The sequence below is a fragment of the Phormidesmis sp. 146-20 genome, from assembly GCF_052939475.1.
In genome coordinates this window covers 315,973-331,526 of record NZ_JBJPHT010000001.1, presented here as the reverse complement: position 1 = coordinate 331,526, position 15,554 = coordinate 315,973, and the positions used below count along the sequence as shown (strand labels likewise).

Annotated in this window: 14 protein-coding genes; 8 read left to right on the top strand and 6 right to left on the bottom strand. The window is 48.5% G+C overall.

What is annotated here, in order from left to right:
• Window positions 1–187: 187 nt before the first annotated feature.
• The 3 genes from ACKFKH_RS01525 to ACKFKH_RS01515 all read right to left on the bottom strand — a co-directional run bounded on the left by ACKFKH_RS01525 (window position 188) and on the right by ACKFKH_RS01515 (window position 1,627).
• Entirely contained in the window at window positions 188–484 is a 297-nt protein-coding gene (locus ACKFKH_RS01525) for a hypothetical protein (RefSeq protein WP_446856455.1), read from the bottom strand.
• 3 nt (window positions 485–487) lie between these two features.
• A complete protein-coding gene (locus ACKFKH_RS01520; protein WP_446856454.1) occupies window positions 488–892 on the bottom strand; it encodes a DUF1308 domain-containing protein in 405 nt (134 codons plus the stop codon).
• 534 nt (window positions 893–1,426) lie between these two features.
• Complete coding sequence (locus ACKFKH_RS01515; RefSeq protein ID WP_446856453.1) at window positions 1,427–1,627, bottom strand: hypothetical protein; 201 nt, start codon at window positions 1,625–1,627, stop codon at window positions 1,427–1,429.
• Between the two features lie 190 nt (window positions 1,628–1,817).
• On the opposite strand from ACKFKH_RS01515, the gene ACKFKH_RS01510 reads away from it, so the two are divergent.
• Window positions 1,818–2,663, top strand: coding sequence for an alpha/beta fold hydrolase (locus tag ACKFKH_RS01510; protein ID WP_446856452.1), 846 nt, complete (start codon window positions 1,818–1,820; stop codon window positions 2,661–2,663).
• Window positions 2,664–2,726: 63 nt separating this feature from the next.
• Window positions 2,727–3,590, top strand: coding sequence for a peptidoglycan DD-metalloendopeptidase family protein (locus ACKFKH_RS01505; protein ID WP_446856451.1), 864 nt, complete (start codon window positions 2,727–2,729; stop codon window positions 3,588–3,590).
• A gap of 94 nt (window positions 3,591–3,684) precedes the next feature.
• Here ACKFKH_RS01505 and ACKFKH_RS01500 read toward each other — a convergent pair whose 3' ends face one another.
• Window positions 3,685–4,692: a 1-acyl-sn-glycerol-3-phosphate acyltransferase gene (locus tag ACKFKH_RS01500; RefSeq protein WP_446856450.1), complete on the bottom strand. Its 1,008-nt coding sequence runs from the start codon at window positions 4,690–4,692 to the stop codon at window positions 3,685–3,687.
• Between the two features lie 830 nt (window positions 4,693–5,522).
• On the opposite strand from ACKFKH_RS01500, the gene ACKFKH_RS01495 reads away from it, so the two are divergent.
• From ACKFKH_RS01495 to ACKFKH_RS01480, 4 genes are all read left to right on the top strand, one after another.
• Complete coding sequence (locus ACKFKH_RS01495; protein ID WP_446856449.1) at window positions 5,523–6,881, top strand: CmpA/NrtA family ABC transporter substrate-binding protein; 1,359 nt, start codon at window positions 5,523–5,525, stop codon at window positions 6,879–6,881.
• 155 nt (window positions 6,882–7,036) lie between these two features.
• Window positions 7,037–7,882 carry a nitrate ABC transporter permease gene (ntrB, locus tag ACKFKH_RS01490; RefSeq protein WP_446856448.1) on the top strand — a complete coding sequence of 282 codons (846 nt, stop codon included), beginning with the start codon at window positions 7,037–7,039 and terminating at the stop codon, window positions 7,880–7,882.
• 215 nt (window positions 7,883–8,097) lie between these two features.
• Complete coding sequence (locus ACKFKH_RS01485) at window positions 8,098–10,101, top strand: nitrate ABC transporter ATP-binding protein (protein WP_446856447.1); 2,004 nt, start codon at window positions 8,098–8,100, stop codon at window positions 10,099–10,101.
• A gap of 56 nt (window positions 10,102–10,157) precedes the next feature.
• On the top strand, window positions 10,158–10,997 hold the full coding sequence (locus ACKFKH_RS01480) for a nitrate ABC transporter ATP-binding protein (protein ID WP_446856446.1): 840 nt from the start codon (window positions 10,158–10,160) through the stop codon (window positions 10,995–10,997).
• 291 nt (window positions 10,998–11,288) lie between these two features.
• On the opposite strand, the gene glgA is transcribed toward ACKFKH_RS01480, so the two are convergent.
• Both glgA and ACKFKH_RS01470 read right to left on the bottom strand, forming a co-directional pair.
• Window positions 11,289–12,707 carry a glycogen synthase GlgA gene (gene glgA / locus ACKFKH_RS01475; protein ID WP_446856445.1) on the bottom strand — a complete coding sequence of 473 codons (1,419 nt, stop codon included), beginning with the start codon at window positions 12,705–12,707 and terminating at the stop codon, window positions 11,289–11,291.
• Between the two features lie 228 nt (window positions 12,708–12,935).
• Window positions 12,936–13,472: a hypothetical protein gene (locus ACKFKH_RS01470; protein WP_446856444.1), complete on the bottom strand. Its 537-nt coding sequence runs from the start codon at window positions 13,470–13,472 to the stop codon at window positions 12,936–12,938.
• A 392-nt stretch (window positions 13,473–13,864) separates the two neighbouring features.
• On the opposite strand from ACKFKH_RS01470, the gene ACKFKH_RS01465 reads away from it, so the two are divergent.
• Together ACKFKH_RS01465 and ACKFKH_RS01460 are read left to right on the top strand one after the other, a co-directional pair.
• Window positions 13,865–14,365, top strand: a complete 501-nt coding sequence (locus ACKFKH_RS01465) for a hypothetical protein (protein ID WP_446856443.1) — start codon at window positions 13,865–13,867, stop codon at window positions 14,363–14,365.
• 464 nt (window positions 14,366–14,829) lie between these two features.
• On the top strand, window positions 14,830–15,495 hold the full coding sequence (locus tag ACKFKH_RS01460; RefSeq protein WP_446856442.1) for a hypothetical protein: 666 nt from the start codon (window positions 14,830–14,832) through the stop codon (window positions 15,493–15,495).
• Window positions 15,496–15,554: the final 59 nt, after the last annotated feature.

Genomic DNA, 15,554 nt, shown 5'->3' with positions numbered 1-15,554 from the left:
TTGAAACTCCCGATCACACCCAGAAGTCTTAGCTATGGAACCTAGAGACAGATCTTAAACAACCGCCACCACCCGAAACCGAAGCGGCAGAACAACTAAAATGAGCGGCGGCGAGTAGACTAGAACGAAGCGAGAAAGTTTCCCTACCGTCCGCTCCACTGTGTTGTTAGACCGTTTCTCGACACGACTAGCCTTCAAGCAACCACTTCTCGTAATCGCAGCGCATTAACTTTTGATTAACGCTATCTACAACTCCTCCAACTCTCAATGTCTCAGCCGCGCCAACTCGATACACATCATTGAGAACAGTGTGATATTCTCTGCTTGTAAACTCAGCAATCACTTGAGCTAAACTCCGATCAGACATTTGCTCATAGAGAATCGACAACAGAGGAAGATATTCTTGATCTTCAATACCCTGGGGAAAAGCACATTGCAGCAACTGATAGGTACTGACGAGATGGACTGGAATTGTTTTCTGCATGATTCAGCTACCTGTCAATGGATAGGAGGAATGAAGGTAGACGTTGAAATTAACGCCCTGGGCACTGGCGGCTCGAACTGCTTTTGCATCAGCGGTCATGGTGACAATTCCCATTTGATCCCCTGTTCCTAAAATAATTATATCGTTTGGGTCTAAACTCCGCGTCGGCTTCAGGGCTTGAGCAGCAATCGAGGGATTGTCGGGCATGATCGTAACTCGATCAAGGAATCGGTTTGCTCTGTCCTGCTCTAAAGCACTTGCTGAATACTGGATGATGTTAACAAACTCATCAAAAGCTGTTTGCGCCATGACCAGTTGTTGAGTTTGAACAAATGTCCGCAGTTGATAACGAACGGTGGAGCCTTCCGCTACAAATGCAATCGCAGTGTTAGTGTCGAGATTAATCACGCTTTGAATGGAACAAAAATCTTGCTAGTCGGGCATCTTGCACGAATGGGTGATTGACCTCGATAATGCGCTTCTGAATTGCGTTACTTTTTCTAACCATCTTCAAATCCTCCAGTACACAATTTTACAAGCGCGTACAGTAAAACACAGCCCCAAAAAAGCCATGAAAGATTAAATCCAGACGAGCGAGGTTGATCAACAGTATTGACAGGGACAAGGCTTTGAACGTAGCAAACAGGCTCTCTACCTCCTGTTCGTTCAGTTCGTTCATAAGCAGATCTGCCACGACAAGAATAACCCCTTACATCCATGTCATAAGGACAGTCATAGTATCCAACTTCAGGCTATCTTGCTGGACTAGTAACCGGAGCAAAACTGACTTTAGATTTCTGCTGACAACCAACCAGCCCCAGAAGAACTAACGACTCTTCAAAATTTAAGGGCGCTCCTTCATTGGATAGAAGAAACGCCCATTTTGGATCAATCATTTAATTTGCGTTCAGAAGCTGAACGATCGCCCTTTCTCAACTCGATCTAGCTCAAACCGACGTTGCTGCGATCGTAGCCACTTCCAGGAGTTGGGTAGTCTTCGCCTTTGGTGTGGTTGGAGAGGTTTGCGACTTCTGCGGGAATGCCCAACTCGGCAGCCGTCCGGCTCAACATGGACTGTTGACGATTTTTGATCATTTGGTGATGACGCACCATCAATGCACGGGATTTATCTTGGACTGACATGGTGAATTCCTCCAGTTCTTTAGCTTTTCTGTACCTGAGACTAATATACCAGAGAAATTCTGTATTGAAAGCTACAAAATGTGAATAAATCATAGAAGTTTGACAAACATTTGATTGATTTTGAGCAATGTTTTGCGGAGCGATGCCCAAAACGATAAGCTCAAAACACTTAAGAAAGGGTTAAGAGAAGATGTCTACTGGCGAAAATTGGTTAGAAATCGGCTCACACGTCTGGTTTTATCGGGAAGTTGAGCCGACTGGACAGAGTAACCGACTGCCCGTTCTCTTGCTGCATGGGTTGGTGTCTCAAAGCTACAGTTGGCGAGAAGTCATGCCCGCTTTGGCAAGTCAGGGATTTCGGTCGATCGCCCCCGATTGGCTAGGCTGTGGATTTTCGGGAAAGCCTGATCGCCGCGATTTTGCCTACACACCGGATGCGTTTCTGACTGCGCTTGCTGATTTTGTTAAAGAAATGGAGTTAGAAAAATTCTCGATCGTCGCTCAGGGCTACCTCGGTTCGGTCGGCATTCAATATGCGCTGCGGCACCCTCAACAGGTCGATCGCCTCGCCATTTTCAACGCCCCGGTTTCTCAAACTGCCAAACTGCCCTGGAAGCTAAGGCAAATGGGCATTCCGCTCGTAGGTGACATGCTGACTCAAGATCCGCTGCTGGTCGATCGCACGCTAGAAGGCGGTGGGGGCTATCTGATTGAAGACAATGACTTGGACATTTATCGTCGTCCCTGGCTCAAAAGTTCTGATGCGGGGCGATCGCTGTTGACCACGATTCAAAAGCTCCAACTTAAGGAGACGACGCTAGAAATTGAAACGGGATTGAGCCAATGGACACAGCCATTACTATTAGCCTGGGGCGATCGTGATCCGTGGTTGCCAAAGAGTGTGGCGGAAGCGATTACCCAGTCCACCAAAAACGCAGAATTTGTCGAACTCGAAGAAGTCGGACACTATCCGCAAGAGGACTGGCCCGAAAAAGTCAGCGAAGTGCTTCAAACCTTTTTGAGAAGGCAAGCTTGACCCTGGGGAAACAATTTCATTCGCAAATTAGACTGGAGGTTGGTAAGCGATCGGGAGAAGCAAATGCGGCGATTGACTTTATTTGGAACGGCGATCGGATTACTGCTCAACGGGTTCGCTCTGCCCAGTCAAGCGGCTCCAGACTCAACCTGTCCGACTCCTGCGCTTTCTCGTGTCACTCGTCATCGGGTCAAATCGGGCGAAACGCTGGAAAGTATTGCGCGTCGATACAATCTGATTCCCGCGACGCTGATGGGCATGAATGCAGTGTTGAGAGAAGGCAAGGCTCCGATCGGGGCTGAAATTCTCGTTCCTCCCTACAATGGAATTCGCGCCGAAGTGCCTGCGGGTCAAACGTTACGAAATCTTGCAGCTAAATATAAAGTGCGTCCCGATCTGTTGTTTGAGGTCAATGGCTGTCAGACTGCGCCCAAAGTGGTGTTTATTCCCGGTGTCAACTGGTCGCCTGTCTCAGAAAGTCGATTGCCTGTCGCCAAGGCTAATCCCAATGTTTTGACCCGCTATCCGCTTTCTGCCAATTCTCCGGTGCTGCTGGGCTATGGGTGGTATCTCCCCGCTGGGCAGGACAAACCTGTGTTTCATAGTGGCATTGATTTGTCGGCGGCGATCGGTTCCCCGGTGCGAGCGGTCGGAGACGGAACGATCGCCTTTGCAGCCCAACAAGGAGCTTACGGAAATCTGGTTGTTATTAACCATCAGCAAGGCTATCAGACTCGTTATGCCCAGTTGGGCGGTATCAAGGTCAAAGTGGGACAAACCGTGAAAAGTGGACAAACGATCGGCACCGTCGGCAGCACGGGCATTCCCAGTTCTAACGGCCCTCACCTGCATTTTGAAGTGCGATCGAACTCCAATTTAGGCTGGGTTGCAGAAGATCCCAATCCCTTTTTGCGTCAGAAACCTTAATTGGACATCAGTTCGATCAAGTTCTTTTCGCTTCTCAAATCTTCGCCCCTTAAATTCTCCATTCTGAGAGACTTTGAACTTCATCAACTACACGTCACGATTTGTCTTTTCTCAGTCGATCGAGTTCTTTTTCTAAGTGCGATCGCATCTGTTCAGCCTGGTGGTATGTGGTCGATCGAATGGATTCATCAGGTTTGAGAGAACGACTCCAGGGACGCTCGATCGGCTGTAGGAAATAGCGCAAACGAGTTCTCATTGCCCAAACACCCATCGAGGGAAACAGCACAAACACCAGCAGCAGCGGCGAAACGGGCAACAACGGCATTTTGAGCCAGCGAGCCAGCCTTCTACTATTCAACGTCCACGGATGCAAATATTCGCTACCCAGACAAGCTACCGGGAGAATCGGCACCTGAGCACCCATGCTGAGACGAATAAAACTGGGATCAAACCTGGCTAACTGATAGCGATCGCGCCAACCCTTCGCCAATCCTCGCCAACTTTCGGGAGCGTATAACAAAACGGTGGAGCGATCGCAGGTCTGAACGGCGGTTTCAAAACGCTGCTTTTCTGCTCGAATTCCTCCTAACACCTGTGCCCAACCCGGCGGCAACCACCACACCAGCCAGGGATGGTCAAAGAAAATCGGATGCGCCACTGGCTCGACAAACCAGCCTTTTTTTTGATTGAGCAACACGCCCAGACACAAAAAATCCCACGGAAAGCACATGCCTGCATGATTGAGAGCAACAATAACGGGGGCGGAGTCGGGTAGATTCTCAACTTGATGCAGCTCGGCTCGAAAATAACGCTGCGCGATCGGGGTCAAAATTTCCCGCTGAAAGATCTGCTGATAATGAGGATCAGGATCGCTAATAAAAGAGCGAGGCGATCGGCATCCCAACCGCAGCCATCGGATCAGCAACGCCACATAAAACCCGCCCGGAATCAAAAACAGCCCATACTCCAGCCAATTCCAGCCGTCGGGGTCAGGGTGGTAGTGCTGCCAGTGACGGTTAAATAAAATCAGCCAACCGGGAGGATACCAGAGGCAAACCCAATCAAACCAGCCAAACGAATACGCGCTATCTGACTTCTTCACGTTCTAACTCAGTCACTCATAACCTACGGTATCTAATGACATAGCTTGCGATCGGACAAATCCGATACCCCCCTAAGGTATTTTTTGAGAGCGACGATCTCTTCGAGTTACCCGCAAGGGGTCGCTTCAAGTTGCCTGCAAGGGGTCGCAGCGATCAACTTCCAATTCCTATCAGTTTTTTCTGAACTAAAAGAATTCAAGGTATTCACTCTCATCTATTGATCACTAAAGAATTTCAATCAAAAGACGCGGAAAGATCGAGAAGTAGTCAGATGGATCAGTAAGATTTCTAGACACTGAAAAAGCTGCTTCTAACGTTCTAGTGCTAACTTGATCTGCAACCTATTAAAGGTATCAAGTTTCATCTATAAATAACTCTGACTGCTCTCTAGAAGTGTTGAGAATCATTAAGAAAAAGCCTATTTAGAGCAATCACATCCCTTGGTAAATCTCCCATTTATAGAGATAACCAGAACTGCTTAAATGCAATGATAGGTATTTACTTATGGATTCAATTTAAGATTTCTTTTGTAATTTGGCTCTTCACACTGGACTTTAGGGGACTTGAGACAGTAATGTTATTTCAAGCGTGTTAGCTAAGTTACTCAAACCAAATAACGGACTTAATAACTACTAACAGCCACCCAAAGATCGATCAGCTTTCAAAGCGATTGATTGTAATTAGGAACGATTTTTTTAATTAAATAAGTTAGCAGATTCTTGATGAAAACTCACGTTCATTCTTGAAGCTGTTGCTTGCGATTTCGGCACCCCTTGAAGCGCAAATCAATGGGGATTCGGTTTTCATATCCAAGGCTAAGGAGAGCGTTATGACTCGGTTTGAATCGGTTTCTAGGCGGCGGTTTCTATTAACAGCTGGCGCAACAGCAGCCTCTTCTGTTTTACTAAAAGGCTGTCTGGGCAATCCTCCTGACTCACTTACTAATAGTGGTCAGACTTCTCCGGCTGCAACTCCTGTGGTCAACGTCAAGCCGGGAGAAGAACCAGAAGTCAAAACGGTGAAATTGGGATACATTCCGATCGTCGAGGCGGCTCCTTTAATCATTGCTCAAGAGAAGGGATTTTTCGCTAAATATGGCATGAGCGAAGTCAAGGTTGACAAGCAAGCCAACTGGGGTGCAGCGCGAGATAATGTCAAAATTGGCTCTGGTGGCGGCGGCATTGATGGTGGACAGTGGCAGATGCCCATGCCGTACTTGATCACCGAGGGGCTGATTACTGACAACACCAAAATTGATATGTATGTGTTGTGTCAGTTAAACACTCAAGGGAATGGAATTGCGATCGCTAACAAACACGCAGGTAAGAACATTGGGTTAAAGCTAGACAACCAGGTTGCGCTCTTTAGTCAACTCAAGTCAGCAGGTTCGCGATTCAAAGCAGCCTACACGTTTCCGAGAGCCAATCAGGAGTTTTGGATTCGCTACTGGTTAGCGGCAGGTGGCATCAATCCGGAGACAGACGTAGAGTTGCTCACCGTCCCCGCATCGCAAACCGTCGCAGACATGAAACGAGGGGCAATGGATGCCTTCAGCACAGGCGACCCCTGGCCCTACCGCATTGTTGCAGACAACAATGGATTCATCGCGGCATTGACTGCGGAAATGTGGAAAGCACACCCCGAAGAATATTTTGCAATCCGAAAAGACTGGGCAGACAAGCATCCCAAAGCCACCAAAGCGATTCTGAAAGGAATCATGGAAGCGCAACAGTGGTGTGATAACTTTGACAACCGTAAGGAACTGTCACAGATCCTAGCTCGGCGAGAATATTTTAATGTGCCAGAGACCGTCTTGCTAGAGCCGCTGATGGGTAAATACAACCTGGGCGAACGCACGATCGACGACAAATCGATGGCAGTTCTCTACTGGAAAGACAGCAAGGGCAGCGTTTCTTATCCTTACAAGAGTCATGATTTGTGGTTCTTAACGGAGAGTGTCCGCTGGGGCTTTTTACCCAAAGAGACATTGACGACTGCGAAGGCATTGATCGATCGCGTCAACCGCGAAGACATCTGGAAGGAAGCGGCCAAAGAAGCTGGAATTGCCGCCGCCGACATTCCCACCAGTACTTCTCGCGGCGTAGAAGAATTCTTTGACGGCATCAAGTTTGACCCAGAGAACCCTCAAGCTTATTTGGACAGTTTAAAGATCAAAAAGATCGTCTAGCTGAGACTGAAGACCGAAGACTGAAGACCGAAGACTGAAGACTAAAATCCCTCCTTGTCCAAGGTCTAAAGTCCAAGGTCTTTCATCCCTTTCGCAAAGCGTGCCGCCAGCGGCAACCCCTCATTCCTCATCCCTCTTATCCAGGAGTTAATTCCATGACCGTCGCTCAACCCAACACCGTCGCACCTGTTAAGAAGTCACGCGCCGCTAATGCAAAACTCAAAGAACGGATCGAAGATTTTGTTTATCCACTGATTGCGATCGCTGTCTTACTCATCCTTTGGCAACTGTTTTCTTCTCTGCCGGGGGCCACACTTCCCAGTCCGGTGCGAGTTGTGCAAGAAACCTGGGTGCTAATCTTCTGGCCGTTTTACGACAGAGGCGGCACCGATAAAGGACTGGCACTACAGGTATTTGAGAGTTTGAAGCGGGTTGCAGTGGGCTATACACTCGCGGCGATCGTGGGTATTGGCGTTGGCATTCTCGTTGGTTTGAATAAGGGAATGTCGAAAGCACTCGATCCGATCTTTCAGATTTTGAGAACCGTTCCTCCGTTGGCGTGGGTTCCCATTGCATTAGCAGCATTACAACAAAACCAACCTGCTGCCTTGTTTGTCATTTTCATTACCTCAATCTGGCCGATTTTGATTAACACTGCTGTTGGCGTTCGTCAGATTCCCAGCGATTACAACAACGTGGCCAAAGTGTTGAACTTGCCCAAGTCAGAGTACTTCTTTAAGATTCTCTTTCCGGCTGCACTGCCTTACATTTTCACCGGGTTGCGGATCTCGATCGGGCTTGCCTGGTTAGCTATCATCGCTGCTGAAATCGTGATGTCTGGCATCGTCGGCATCGGCTTCTTTATCTGGAACGCTTACCAAAACAGCCAGGTCAGCGAAATCATTTTGGCACTGGTCTACATCGGTTTGGTGGGCTGGGCACTCGACAAGATCATGGCGTACATTCAAGACCTGATTTTGCCCCCAAGCCAGAAGCAGTAGGGATGAGGGATGAGGGATGAGGGATGAAGTAAGAGAAGGAATGCGTTGGCGTTGGTAATTTTTGTTCACCACCTTATCGCTTTCTCGCTCTTTACTCCTAGCCTTTACCCCTCAGTTTTTATCCCTCATCCCTCACTTTTCATCCCTCATCCCTCATTCCTTCTTAAATTCCCTCATCCCTCATCCCTCATCCCCACTCTTCATCCCTGCTAGTCATGTCTAAATTTGTTGCTGTCGAAAACGTTGAAAAGACTTTTCCCCTTGCCAATGGTGGCAGCTATGTTGCGCTCAAGGGGATTGACCTGGAGATTCGCAAAGGTGAATTTATCTCGCTGATTGGTCACTCTGGCTGTGGTAAATCTACGCTGCTGAATATGGTCGCGGGGCTGGATTTGCCGACCGATGGCGTGGTGATGCTTGAAGGCGAAGAGATTCTCAAGCCGGGGCCCGACAAAATGGTTGTGTTCCAAAACTATTCGCTGCTGCCTTGGATGAGCGTTCGGCAAAATATTGAACTGGCTGTCAATAACGTGTTGGCTCATCTGTCAGTCGAAGAACGCAAAGAAATTGTTGAACAAAACATTCAAATGGTCGGACTGGGACACGCCGCCGAGAAGCCACCCGACCAGCTTTCTGGAGGGATGAAACAGCGCGTCGCGATCGCTCGTGCCTTTGCAACCAAACCGAAACTGATGCTGCTCGACGAACCGTTTGGTGCATTAGACGCATTGACTCGCGGCAACCTCCAAGAAAAGCTAATGGAGATTTGCGAAGAAAACCATGTGACGACGGTGATGGTCACGCACGATGTGGATGAGGCGATTTTGCTCAGCGATCGCATTGTCATGCTCACCAACGGCCCCGAATCCAAAATTGGTCAAATTCTCGAAGTAGACATTCCTCGCCCTCGCAAGCGCATGGAAGTCATCACCCACCCCAACTACTACAGCTACCGCAGCGAACTGATCTACTTTCTCAATCAGCAAAAGCAAATCAAAAAACTGCGTGCTAGAAAGACCACCGCTGTCGCTCGTCACGGGTTAGAAAAAGTCAATCTAGAAATCGGGTTTGTGCCTTTGACGGCTTGCGCTCCGCTGGCGATCGCTAAAGAAAAAGGCTTCTTTGCTCATCATGGGTTAGATGAAGTCAATCTGGTGCGCGAATCAAGCTGGCGCGGCATTCAGGATGGAATTGCAGGTGGCTACATCGACGCGGCTCAAATGCCTTCAGGAATGCCTGTCTGGTTGACGACTGGGGGAATGGATGGCAAACCGATTCCGATCGTCAGCGCTCTCACCCTCACCCGCAACGGGAACGCGATCACACTCGACAAACGCTTTCAAGAACAGAACGTTTATACGCTGAGTGACCTGAAGCGAATGCTACTAGAAAGCACCGATACCCGTCACATGTTTGGGGTGGTGCATCCTGCGTCAATGCATAATTTATTACTGCGTTACTGGTTGGCGGCCGGGGGAATTGATCCCGATAAAGACGTTTCGATTACCACGCTGCCTCCCGCCCAAATGGTGGCTAACCTGCAATCAGACAGCATTGACGGCTACTGTGTCGGTGAACCCTGGAACATTCGGGCGGCGGTCGAAGAGATTGGCTACACGATCGCCACCGACCTCGAAATCTGGAACGGTCACCCTGGTAAGGTTCTCGGTGTTCGTGAAGATTGGGCCAATGCCTATCCCAACACGCACGTTGCCCTGGTCAAAGCTCTGCTCGAAGCTTGTCGCTACTGCACAGATGCCAACAATCACGAAGAGATTCGTCAAATCCTATCGCGCAGTGAATATCTGGCCTGCGAAGTGGATTACATTCAGCTAGGCGATCCAAATTCAGCCGTGTGTGACCTGCATCCTTCTCCCAAAGAGTACGCGCACCACCAATTTTATGGGCAAGGAGTCAACCGTCCCAGTCGTACCGAGCATCTCTGGCTCATGACTCAATTAGCGCGCTGGGGTGACATTCCTTTCCCACGCAACTGGGTTGAAATTTTGGAGCGCGTTTGCAAAGTGAATGTGTTTAGCGTAGCGGCACGAGAATTGGGCCTCTCTGATCTGACCTACAGCCGAGGTGCGATTCATCTGTTTGATGGGGTGACCTTTAGCGCAGACGACCCGATCGCTTATCTTAACGACCTCAAGATTAAGCACGACATCTACATGGCAGAAATTGCCCTCGATGCCCCCTTGCCTCGCACCGCGTAAACCCCTAGGATGCTCCCAAGACACCCATGCAAACACTTAAGACGAGCGAAACGTTAATGACTACGACAACGCAAGTTCGAGACTCTGTGACACCCAAGACTCAGAAAGATTTTCTGGTCGTGGATAATGTCTCTAAAATCTATCCCACCCGCGACGGCGGCACCTACACTGTCTTAGAAAATGTCAATCTGACGGTTCAGCAAGGTGAATTTATCTGCGTGATTGGTCACTCAGGCTGCGGCAAAAGTACCTTACTGAATATGGTCAGTGGCTTTGCTCAACCCACCGATGGCGAAGTCAGACTGCAAGGCAAACCGATTACAAAACCGGGGCCCGATCGCATGGTCGTGTTTCAGGGATATGCGCTGTTGCCCTGGCTGTCGGTGTTTGAGAATGTCTATTTGGCCGTTCATTCGGTCTATCCCGACAAGTCCAAAGCTGAGAAGACGATGATTGTCAAAGATCACCTGGCGATGGTGGGTCTGACCGAAGCGGCGGAGAAAAAGCCTCCCCAAATTTCGGGTGGGATGAAACAACGGGTGGCGATCGCCCGCGCCCTTTCGATTCGCCCTGAAGTGTTGATTCTTGACGAACCGTTTGGCGCATTAGATGCGATTACCAAAGAAGAACTGCAAGAAGAACTGCTGAAGATTTGGAATGAACACCGCTGTACCGTTCTAATGATCACGCACGACATTGACGAAGCGCTGTTTCTCGCCGATCGACTGGTGATGATGACCAACGGGCCAGCCGCTGCAATTGGCGAAGTGTTAGAGATTCCGTTTAAGCGTCCTCGCGATCGGGCCCGCATTATGGAAACACCCGAATACTACAAAGTTCGCAACTATGCGCTTGACTTCCTCTATCATCGTTTTGCCCACGACGACACCGAATAAGGTGCCCTCAGTTTTCTACTCCCCCTAAACAACTGCACGATCCAGGTTTTGTGGCCGCGATCGTGTTTTCTTTTTGAGCTTAAGGAGGCTACATCAACGTGAATTCGATGGAGTTTCTTCGCTTCGTTATTGAGAGATTCGCCCCCTAAATCCCCCAGAATGGGGGATTTAGGGGGCTGAAGCCGATTCAAACGAAGCAAGTCCCTCTCATCGAACTCCTAAGAAAACGCAGATTTCTTTTGCCCTTCCTAAAGGTGTGCCTCTATTGGAGACTGACGTTATATCAAACTTTTATTTCGCTAATTCGGCTTGCTTTTGGGGCTGAGGATCTTCTGGCGGCAAGCCGAGAACGGTGCGATACATCTTGTCGTATTCAACAGCCGACTTGTCCCAGCTAAAGTCTGACTTCATGCCTCGTTGTTGAAGTTCATTCCACTGAGGTTTAAATCGAAATCCTTCCCAGGCTCGTACCAGACAGGTGTAGAGATCTAATGGCTCGTAGCGATCGAAGCAATACCCCGTCCCTGTGTGATTTTCGGGATCGTGGTGAAATACGGTATCGACTAAACCACCCGTTCGGCGCACGATCGGCACACAGCCATAGCGCAACGCCAACATCTGACTAATGCCACAAGGCTCAAATCTTGACGGCATCAAGAATCCATCTGACCCTGCATAAATGCGTCGTGCGAGTGCGTCGTTGTAGAGCAGATAAATGGCCATACGTCCGGGGTAGCGTCCGGCTAGTTGCCACATTTGCGTCTCGTAATAGCGATCGCCCGTCCCCAATAAAATAAATTGAGAATCGGTGTAAGACATAAAGCGATCGAGAATCTGCAATACCAGATCCAACCCCTTCTGCTCGACCAATCGCGTCACCATGCCTAACAGGAATGCTTTGGAATTAACTTCTAGCCCAACTTCTTCTTGTAGCGTGATTTTGTTGAGCGATCGTTTCTCTAACGTTTCCACACCAAAGGTCTGCGTCAGACTCTTATCTACTTCAGGATTATAAGCCTCAGTATCAATGCCATTGAGAACGCCAGACACCTTGCCGCTAATAAAAGACAGCAGTCCCTCTAGCGTTTCTCCATAGGCGGGAGTTTTGATCTGTTCGGCATAGGTGGGCGACACAGTATTAACCCAATTGGCAAACTGCACCGCTGCCGCCATTGTATTGTGACCCTGCATATACCACGGGCACCAAGTCATCTTTTCTAGCTTCCAGCGCCACGGCCCCTGATACGCCAAATTGTGAATTGTGAACACCGTCGAGATGTCGGGATCTTGGTGCATCCACACCGGAATCATGCCCGTATGCCAATCGTGACAATGGATAATTTGAGGCTTCCAATAGTTCCAGGCAAACTCGGCCGCACCGTTCGCAAAAAAGGTGAACCGCCAATCTTCATCATCTCCGCCATAGACGCGACGCGGATCAAATACGGGATGCCCCATTAAATAGAGCGGTACATCAGAACCCGGTAAAACCGTCTCATAAACTGAGAAGCTTTGAAACATGGCATTCCCTTGCCAGACGGGTTCTTTGGGAATCTTGATTTTGTCAGGCAGAAACCCATAGAGGGGCATGAAAATTCGGACATCGTGGCCCATTGCTCTCAAGACTTTGGGCAACGCACCGACCACATCTCCCATGCCGCCGACCTTGGCGATCGGAGCCACTTCCGCAGCAACAAACAAAATTCGCATGTTAACCCTTGGGGTTCCCCTTAGTTGGCAGTTTTTGAGCAGTCAGCGATTCGCTCTTTTGGCGGTTAGCAATTCGCTAAACTAGCACTGCCATCATACCGAGTTAGGGTACGCTCTAAACGGTTTGGGGCGATCGCATTTTTTGAATGAACTCAGCGTCCAGCCAAGCGTCTTTTTGCAGAGGAAGGGATGGCGATCTCTTTGAGTTCCCGCAAGGGGTCGCGCAGATTATTCGTCGTCTTCTTCACCGTCTGAGTCGCCGTCTTCCAGGAAGGTATAGTAGCCTTTGCGTCCGGGCACGTTTGACCAGTGATTGGCCATTTTTCCTTTAGAGAGTTCGGCAAGGACGATCGGTCGAGCCACTTTGAGCGCATCTTTGCTAATGGTTTTGCCATAGAGCGCGTAGAGAATGTCATTAACGCTAAACTCCTCACCCGCTTCGCTTTGCAAAATCATTTTGATCGCATCTCGAATGGTTTTTCCTTGATAAGCCCGCAAGACTGAAGTGCGAGGGCTAAAGGTGGAACTGGTCGCCGCTGTATCTTCGACCTTGGCGCGAGGAATCCGTCCGCGTCTACGGGGGGTCGCTTGACCGTTGCTATCACTGACGACTGCCGCAGGGGCTGCTGCCGAATCGCCCTTTTGTCCGTCTAGCCGTTTTAAGACTTCGATCGCCGCAGTGGTTTCTTGTAGCTCGGTATCGAGTTGTTGTCTGCGAGTTTCTAAATGTTCAATTAAGGTGGTCATTGATTGCGTAAAACTCATTGTTGGATCTGCTCCTAAAACTGTTGGGTTAACAACCACCCTGTTTCTTCCAATCTTTTCGTTTCTCAGTTCAAACGATCTAATAACCTTGAGCACTTAACAAATTATTGGGTCAAGCTTGATCTGAGTTTGATCTATTTAGATTAAAAACATGGAAGTCTAGGGATTGTGATTGTTTATTGTACATCTGTTATGACATATGGCTAACAGAATTAACTGACCTGTGAGGAATGGATCAAAACTAAATCCTCACTAAATCCTCTCTTTGATCCAGTTTGATGTTGAGTTGAACTCGATCGCTGCCGACAAAATACTAGAGGCAATCAGTTCTCATAGGATTTTGGGCTGGTTGTGGGAACGCTGGGATATAAACTTTTATCGCCAGGATGATGATGAAGCGTTCTGTTTGCCAATTTTTGTTGTCTGTTGGGTCGATCGCTGCGATTGCGGCTCCTCACAGCCCAGGGTTAGCTACCGCGTTACCCATGTTAATCTCAACAGGCGAAGGGGCGTTTAGCCTGACGGTGCCTGACACGAGTACAACAAAATCCGCCTATGGGGGACGATTGCGCCTGTACGATGTGCATGTGGCAAAAATGTTTGAGGTGACTCATTTTATGTGTGCCTCTGGTCAACTGTCTCCGGGCACTACCTGGTCATACACCGCAGGCAACGGTTCGATCGAGATGGGCACTTTTTCCATTAGCTGCAAACTTGCGAATGATATTGCGATCGCTTACGGGTTAGCTCGCAAAGAACCCACCTCGATTTACTTTTTCTACGAAGAGGCAGGCGGCGAAACGAAAACATCCAATATTCCAATTTTGGAAATCACGGGCGGCAAGATCGATCGCTGGATGAGCTTTACCCGCAACTTTAAGCCGACTCGCTAACAATTGAGCAACTTCAGTAGATTGCGATGACTATTTTTAGGGGGTCATTTCTCGTAACCTCCCTCTGACTCTTTTTAAAAAGGACGGGAACTCAAAGTCACGCTTAATCAGCAGGATTTGTAGAGATTTAGAGGGAGCGAGATTTGGCGATTGATCAAAAAATGTCGATTTGCGATCTACTGGGTTTGAGGGGTGCGTTGGTCGATCGCTTGCCTTGTCCAGCGATTTAATTTTAGAGAGGAAGCGTTTTGTCTTCTTACTACTGTGTGATGATTGAGACAGTTTTTTTAAAAGGTATTCTGGCAATCTTGACTTGACTAATCCTCTTCTGTAAATTCTTGTGTAATATCAATTCTTTGAATAAACGCGACAAAAGCGGCAAAGAGGGACGTTAGACCGAAGCCATGAATCATGTCTAAAGTCCAAGGTGCAAAGTTCACATCAATTCAGGGAGATGGCAAACAATGGCTGCGATGAACCTCAAGCTTCTTACCCAGATTCCGATCGCCAAGCAGTTAATCAGCACCATTCGACAGATTCGGCCGTCGATTCCTCAACTGGTTGGGCTTTCTTATTATCAAAAGGCTTCTTATTGGGCGCTCGATCGTAACCAATGCCCCTGTGATCTCGAATTAGTTGACTATTTGCAGCGATCGCAGATTCAAAACAAAACCATCTTTCACTTTGGCACGGGTGGTCACCACATTGTCGGGTTAGAAAATCAGAAGCTTGCTCAACCAAATGAGGTTATGGGCATTACGGCATCGGCCCCTGAGCATCGCGCTTACATCCAACTGGTGCTAAAAGATACAACCCTGGCGAAGCACTATAAAGTTTTGTTTGCAGATATTTATACGCTGACTCAAAACACGTTACCCACTTTTGATCTGGTATCGCTGTTTCACCTATGCGAATTTTATCTCCCTGAGAATGCTGCTTCAGTTCACCAGACTGACGAATCTCTAGTGCAGTTATTTTTAGACAAGCTTAATCCTGATGGCAGGCTGGTGTTCTACACTGGCTCATGGGCCTGGCAGCAAGCAGAACCGATCGTTCGCAAGTTTGAATCAGCCGGAAGAATCAAGCAAATTGATCAATACAAAACTCTGGTGATCTACACTGCCTGTTAGATCTCCGTAAGTTATGAATCGTTGAGATTGAAAGTCTGGAGGTTTTCAGAATTGGAGGG